The 6,713-nt window shown below is 38.6% G+C and carries 7 protein-coding genes; 1 reads left to right on the plus strand and 6 read right to left on the minus strand.

Annotated features, from left to right (window positions below):
* From J7E63_RS29005 to J7E63_RS29025, 6 genes are all read right to left on the minus strand, one after another.
* The coding region (locus J7E63_RS29005; protein WP_308162050.1) for an MFS transporter at positions 1-640 on the minus strand (640 nt) is incomplete at its 3' end.
* Between the two features lie 294 nt (positions 641-934).
* Positions 935-1,315: an LmrA/YxaF family transcription factor gene (locus tag J7E63_RS29010; RefSeq protein WP_374193813.1), complete on the minus strand. Its 381-nt coding sequence runs from the start codon at positions 1,313-1,315 to the stop codon at positions 935-937.
* Positions 1,316-1,341: 26 nt separating this feature from the next.
* Complete coding sequence (locus tag J7E63_RS30025; RefSeq protein WP_251033837.1) at positions 1,342-1,494, minus strand: hypothetical protein; 153 nt, start codon at positions 1,492-1,494, stop codon at positions 1,342-1,344.
* 148 nt (positions 1,495-1,642) lie between these two features.
* Positions 1,643-2,095: a MarR family winged helix-turn-helix transcriptional regulator gene (locus tag J7E63_RS29015; protein ID WP_215018784.1), complete on the minus strand. Its 453-nt coding sequence runs from the start codon at positions 2,093-2,095 to the stop codon at positions 1,643-1,645.
* 248 nt (positions 2,096-2,343) lie between these two features.
* Complete coding sequence (locus tag J7E63_RS29020; RefSeq protein ID WP_215018785.1) at positions 2,344-3,513, minus strand: Ger(x)C family spore germination protein; 1,170 nt, start codon at positions 3,511-3,513, stop codon at positions 2,344-2,346.
* Positions 3,514-3,540: 27 nt separating this feature from the next.
* Positions 3,541-5,142 carry a spore germination protein gene (locus J7E63_RS29025; protein ID WP_215018787.1) on the minus strand — a complete coding sequence of 534 codons (1,602 nt, stop codon included), beginning with the start codon at positions 5,140-5,142 and terminating at the stop codon, positions 3,541-3,543.
* Positions 5,143-5,281: 139 nt separating this feature from the next.
* On the opposite strand from J7E63_RS29025, the gene J7E63_RS29030 reads away from it, so the two are divergent.
* Positions 5,282-6,385: a GerAB/ArcD/ProY family transporter gene (locus J7E63_RS29030; protein ID WP_215018789.1), complete on the plus strand. Its 1,104-nt coding sequence runs from the start codon at positions 5,282-5,284 to the stop codon at positions 6,383-6,385.
* The last annotated feature ends 328 nt before the right edge of the window (positions 6,386-6,713 follow it).

The following is a 6,713-nucleotide window of genomic DNA, read 5'->3' on the forward strand; positions in this document are numbered from 1 at the left end:
TTGAAGGGAAGTTTCTGCCCAATTTCACATTCGGTAAATAAAGGAGTCCAAAAATAAGAGAGAACAGTAAGAAAGGTAAGGTAACCCAGAAAATCCAGTGCCAGGATAATGTATCTAAAATAAGCCCTGCAATGGTTGGGCCTAAGGCTGGACCAGCTAACATCACTAAGCCCATAATTCCCATCGCGGCGCCTCGTTTATTTGGTGGGAAAATCGTAAAAATAACATTTTGCGTTAAAGGTAAAGCAATCGCTAATCCTGCTGCTTGGATAACACGTGCCACCAATAAAAGACTAAATACAGGTGCTACTGCTGCTAAAATGGTCCCGATAAGGGATAGTGATATAGCAGTCAAAAACATTTGTCTTGTTGTGAATTTTTGCATCAAAATACCCGTTACTGGTACTAAAATACCTAATGTTAAGAAATAGCCTGTTGCTAACCATCCGATCGTCGTTGCATTCACGTTAAATATTTGAGCTAAATCTCCTAAGGCAATATTTAATGCCGTTTCACTTAAAAACTCGACAAATCCAGCTACAAAAAGAGCCGCCATAATCGGAGCTGTTTTGTATTGTTTTTTCACCACCGTGTCAGTCTTGATTTTTTGTTTCTGAACTGTATTCATTTGTTGATTCACTAATAAAAACTCCTTTAATTAAAATTTCGTTTACCCCTTCGTCTGCCCTTCTTACTAAAAAAGAATTGTCGTAATTTCAATTTCAGCAAAGATCATTTCCGTAGTACACCCCCGAACACTAAACGGTTCGTTAACTATATCAAAAAATTTTTCTCTATGTCAACTAGGTTGACAATATTTTTTTATTAAGTTATTATCAACTGAGTTGACTATTTTAGAAAAAGAAAAAACCCCCACTTCGTCAAATAGATTGACAAAGCAAGGGTTTTTAGCAAACAATGATTTTTTGATTCATTAGAACTTCTTTATTAGATTGGGTAATAAATGCGAAATAATTTTTAGTGGACTGCTTTCTTTTTGTGTCAAACAAAGCATAATTCCACCTTCAATAGAAGCCGTCATCATGAGAGCAATTGAATGAGCTGTTTCTTTGGAAAACCCATCTGCTACTAACTTGATCGAATAAATCTCTTGCATTTTTGAGTAAAGGTCCGAACAGGAATCTCGGACTGGTTCACTTAAAGATCCCATTTCACTAACAATACTCGTAAACGTAGAACCAGCAATTGTACCTTCGCGTTCAAAGTCAACAACTAATTTATCAATCATCGCCTGTGTGGCTTCTTGAGTAGTTGGAAACTGTTTGAAAGTGTTCTCGATATCCGCAGTAATCACTTCCTTTATGGATTGAAGGCAAGCAATTAGTAATTCTTCTTTTCCATTTGGAAAGTGATGATAAAACGAACCTTTTGAAATATCAATGCGTTTAAAATTTCGGTTAATCCTACACCTTTATATCCTTTTTGCTGGAAAAGCGATGTCGCAATGTTAATTATATGTAGTTTTGTATCCATTTCTGTTGAAAAACTCCTTCATACGGACCGGTCTTTTTATTACTATATCAATAAAGTTTTCCATATTTCAAGAATTTTACGGTAATTTCTAACAAAAAAGGAGTCAATCTTTCAATTAGATTAACAAAGCGAGGGTTTTTTGCTATTTTTATATTTTCCAATCTAACTTTAATATATCTTTAAGAATACTTACTTGTTCAGTCCCTATTTTTTCTGCAATTTTATTCTCAAGTTTGGCTTTAATGGCCTCGTTTTTTTCGTAGCATTCTTCTCCTAAAGCTGTTAACTGGATACACTTTTCCTTCTTGTTGTTTTCTACATTGTTGATTTCAACTAATCCTCTTTCAGAAAGCTTTTGGATAAACTTATGTATCGCCTGGCGTGAAATTTCTACATTTTTTGTAACATACGAAATGCTAGGCTGTTTTTTATAAATCCTAGCCATGATATACCATTCAGAATTTGAAATATAAATCTCACTTTGATCATTCCAAGCTTTCTCCGAGATACTTCGGACCAAACTATGACGCTCACTTAATAAGTCGATAAGATCTAAATTTTGTAATTCAGCGTTTGAAATCAAATGATTCACTCCAATCATAATCCTCGCCACCTACTATACAAAATACGGTAATGATTGTCAATTTGGTTTACTTCAATTCAGCTGTGGCAATGCGAAACATAGATGTGCCGTCTTATTGGGGATCGATGCCCTAAATAAGAGGAAATCATACAAAATAAGAAGAAAAGAAGCGGTGCCTTTTAAGGAAACCGCTTTTTTTAAATGATGACCTTACTTTTCAAACATTGTTTTCGGAATTAATTATAGCAGTGTTCTAATAATTTCATTCAATCTTTCATTTCTGGGGACTTGACGGAAAGCCCTGTTCTAAGGATGGAGACGTGTGGGTTAACGCTAACCTTGAGTTTGGGAAATTCCTCAGCCCACTTTTTTTTATATTGTTCTTTCCATGCTCTTGGATGTGTACGATATACAGCATTTCCAAACCCAAATATATCAGAATGGTACTGTTTTTGCGCCTTATAGAGTGCTAATCGACACCTTTCCTCGACATCTTTTTCCATTATTGTTTGAATATATTGCAAAACCTTAGGGTTACCTAGATCTAATTTGGAACTATTTTCAAACAGTTCAACATCCGAATGAATATTTACGTTCATTTTCACCTTGCTTTGCATAAGGATTGGTTTAACCTTTGTCCTTCCTTTTATTAGCTGAACACTGATTTTCCCCCCTCCTTTTTCCCTCGGTATCGTTACCGTGATATTTCCTTTCTCCATCTCATTGCGGAGCCACAGCACTCCCCGTGTATCCTTATCATTGATCCATCCTGCCAATTTATCTTTACGAAAGACAGCTGTTCCAATAATGGCGGGAGTCAGCTTAGACTTCCCACCATTTTCTTCTGGTTTTATTGCGACTTGAGCAGCGACAGGGGAGATTCCTTCAGTCGTAAGCGCATTGAAAAAGTCTTTTATCATGATCCTTACTCCAACCCCTTCTTTCTCCTCTTCCCGAATGGTTTCTGCAGTGTATCGCTCAATGGTGGGAGTTAGTTTCAAAAGTGGTGCGGCTTCACCCTTTGAAAACAAAATAAAACTGCGCATACGTGACTCTCTTACTCTCGAAATGAAGTCCAAAATTGGATAAACCCCATCCCTTGCTGCCTTTTCCCCAATTATCAGAATCCTGTTATGAGAAAAGAATATGCGACGCGGTAATTTTTCTTGAAGTCTCCGGTAGGCGTCCATCACGCTTTGCCCCACCTCTGAAATAAGAATAGTCGTTTCCTTTTCACTACCAGTACCACCGGCTCCTACAGGACCAAGCTGCTTTGGGATTGCAACTTGAATCGATACACGGATTTTACCGTCACTCATCTTATCAACGGCTGTAGCCGTTACGATCGCAATATCATTGATCTCTACCCGGCTCCAACAGCCAGTCAGCAAGAATATTATCATACCGTTTATAACTAAAATTTCTAGTTTTCTCATAATTTTCCTCTCTGAACCACAAATCCGCTAGTTCCTACGTTGAGGCGGCCGTGGACGCATTGAATGATTCATTCGTTTACGATTCCTTTTCCCCGTCTGATCGGAACGATCTATCATTTTCCACCAAGGTGCACGTACGTAAGTATCTTTAAGACTGGAGAAATTCAAAGGCGCCACTGGAGACAAATAAGGAACACCGAATGAGCGAAGCCGGGCCATATGAGTTAAAAGAATCAAACTGGCCACCAAGATGCCGTACAACCCGAGTGTCCCAGCACACATCATCATGGGAAAACGGAGCAAACGAATGGCGACTCCCTGACTAAAGACTGGGAAAATAAACGAAGATATACCTGTTATGGAAACGATAATAACCATTGAAGCGGAAACAATTCCCGCCTGTACTGCTGCCTGTCCAATCACGAGTGCTCCAACAATACTAACCGCCTGTCCAACAGGCCGTGGCAATCGTACACCAGCTTCCCGCAATGCCTCGAATGAGACTTCCATTATTAAAGCTTCCACTAAGGCTGGGAAAGGAACAGTTTCCCTACTTGAAGTCACACTCAGTAATAAGGTAGTGGGAAGCATTTCTTGATGAAAGGACGTGATCGCAATATAAAGAGAAGGTAAAAGCAAGGCGCCCGCCAACATGAAGAAGCGAAGCCATCGGATTACAGTCGCAACCATAAAATGTTGATAGTAATCCTCACTCGATTGGAGCATTTCATAAAAACTAACCGGGACGAGCAGAGCAAAGGGAGTATTATCAATGAGAATCCCAATTTTCCCTTCCAATAAATAAGCAGCTACTTTATCCGGACGTTCTGTATTGTTTACTTGGGGGAAAACGGATAAGGGATTGTCCTGAATAAGTTCTTCGATATATCCGCTATCTAAAATGGCATCGATATCGATTTGACTGATTCTTTCCTTGACCTCGGCTATGAGTGATGTCTCCGCAATATCCTCTAGATAGGTTATAACCAATTTGGTATTTGATAACCGCCCTACAGTCATGGATTCCATTTTGAGTTGAGGCGTTTTTAGCCTTCTCCGAACGAGACTGGTGTTGGTTCTGAGATTTTCTGTGAATCCTTCCCTTGGACCCCGAATCACCGCTTCCGTCGCTGGCTCTTCGACGGATCTCGTTTCCCAAGCTTGAGCGCTGATAAAAAGGGCTTGATTTACTCCATCCAATAATAGAACGGTGTCTCCATTCAAAATATGATCCACGACTTCCTTTATCGTCTTCCCTATACTCACCTGCGAAACATAGATGACTGAATCCTGAAGAAAAGTGTCCATTTTTTTCAATGGTATTGTTGCGGAAAGAGACGTCCCTTTCCCAATATCCAATAATGGTTTCAACACGTCAGAATCAATCATCTGTATATCCACCAGGCCATCTAAATAAATAAGACCTCCTTTTTGTATCCCAGCTATTTGAAATTCACGGAAAACAATATCGGAAGACCGTTCAAAAATCATTTTCAACTGTTTTAAATCATCCTGGAAATGACCTTTTAGTTGATAGCTGTTGGAATCATCCTCCTGGTTATATGACCATTGCTTATGACATTGATTCGATTTTGAAATCTTCTTCCCTTGCCAACTCATTCTTCCCATTTCCACTGACCACCTCCAATTTCCAAACTTTTTTATATTTTAACCAGATATAAAAATAATTTTGAGGATATAGTCAAAAGTTTTGTTTATGTTAATACTGAATGAGCTAACAAAAAATGGGTTAGGAGGTGGAAAAACCATGGAGAGAATCTCAATCATCCAATTATTTATGCTTACCTTAATATTTCAGATTGGTACGTCGGTGATATTTGGATTTGCTTCTGTAGCCGGGAGTGATGCTTGGCTATCTACCTTAATAAGTACTGGAATCGGGACATGCCTCATCATTATGTTTCTCATCTTAATGCGACTTCATCCGGGATTGACTCTTGTTGAATGGTTTCCTGCCCAGTTTGGCCAATGGCTCGGCACTCCAATTGCTTGGTTTTATATGCTTCATTTTTTATATAACTCAGGTCGGACGCTCGGTGATATAAAGGATCTTATCCCAACCACCATTTTGCCCGGTACGCCTAGTTGGATTATACTCGGCGTATTTATGATTGCTATCACTTATGCGTTATATAGTGGGATTGAGGTTATAGCCCGGCTTGCAGAATTAATTTTACCTGTCATCTTAGTTTTGTTTTTCCTTGAGATCATTTTAATATTTGCCTCGGATATAACCGATATCAAGAATTTGCAGCCGGTTTTAGGAGGAGGATTGGGGCGTATTTGGAAATCCGTATGGCCGAGCGGCATCCAACAATCATTTGGAGAAACCCTTGAATTCGCCATGATCTGGACATTAGTGATAAATCCGAAACGCATTATGAAATCGACTCTTTTAGCAACGGTTTCTTACGGAATTCTTCTTTCAATTTTTGATGCACTGGCTGTTCTTACCTTTGGTGAAGGCACCTTTTCAACCAGTGTCTATCCTTTATACAGGTTAGTCAAAATTATTTCTGTTGCGGACTTTCTTGAAAACCTTGATGCGTTGGGAATATTGTATTTTATGGGAACCGCCTTTTTTAAAGTGACGATACAAATGTATGGAGTTATTCGAGGAATACAGCAATTGTTGTACCTTCGTGACAGCAGGGTACTCGTTCTTCCTACAGCAGCCATTGTCCTTTATTTAGGAATGAACATATCAAGAAGCACCTCGGAACATTGGTCTTCTAATAAATCCCTTGGGAATTTAGGATTATTACCTTTTATTGTATTCCCAATTCTTCTTTTAATTGTGGCATGCATTCGTAAGCAAATATCCATTACACAAATGAAAAAAAGTGGATGATCGATGAATAGGAGTTGAATCAAAAATGGAAAAATTTCTCTGGCCATGGCAGTCAAGGGTAATCATTGATTATCCTTGGGTATTATATGCGTTCCTCTTTTTCCTTTCTATTATTTTATCGATCATAACGTGGTTAAGAAAAAAAAGAAAAGATTTTAGCGATAAGTAAAAAGTCTTTTGTCTCATATAAAGAAAACTCGCCACTGGCGAGCATGTAAGGGCGAAGACAGTGGAGTAGTTGCACTTATGAGTTCAGAATTTATGATTATAAATTCTGATTAGCTGAAAAAACAAAGAAAGGGGAAACCGAGACTGCTGAAAATATAAA

The sequence above is a fragment of the Bacillus sp. ISL-75 genome, assembly GCF_018613095.1.

Bases quoted from the DNA above. Each gene is read 5' to 3' on its own strand.
- J7E63_RS30025 (WP_251033837.1), bottom strand. From the start codon at position 1,494: ATGGATACAAAACTACATATAATTAACATTGCGACATCGCTTTTCCAG.
- J7E63_RS29015 (WP_215018784.1), bottom strand. From the start codon at position 2,095: ATGATTGGAGTGAATCATTTGATTTCAAACGCTGAATTACAAAATTTA.
- J7E63_RS29020 (WP_215018785.1), bottom strand. From the start codon at position 3,513: ATGAGAAAACTAGAAATTTTAGTTATAAACGGTATGATAATATTCTTG.
- J7E63_RS29025 (WP_215018787.1), bottom strand. From the start codon at position 5,142: ATGGGAAGAATGAGTTGGCAAGGGAAGAAGATTTCAAAATCGAATCAA.
- J7E63_RS29030 (WP_215018789.1), top strand. From the start codon at position 5,282: ATGGAGAGAATCTCAATCATCCAATTATTTATGCTTACCTTAATATTT.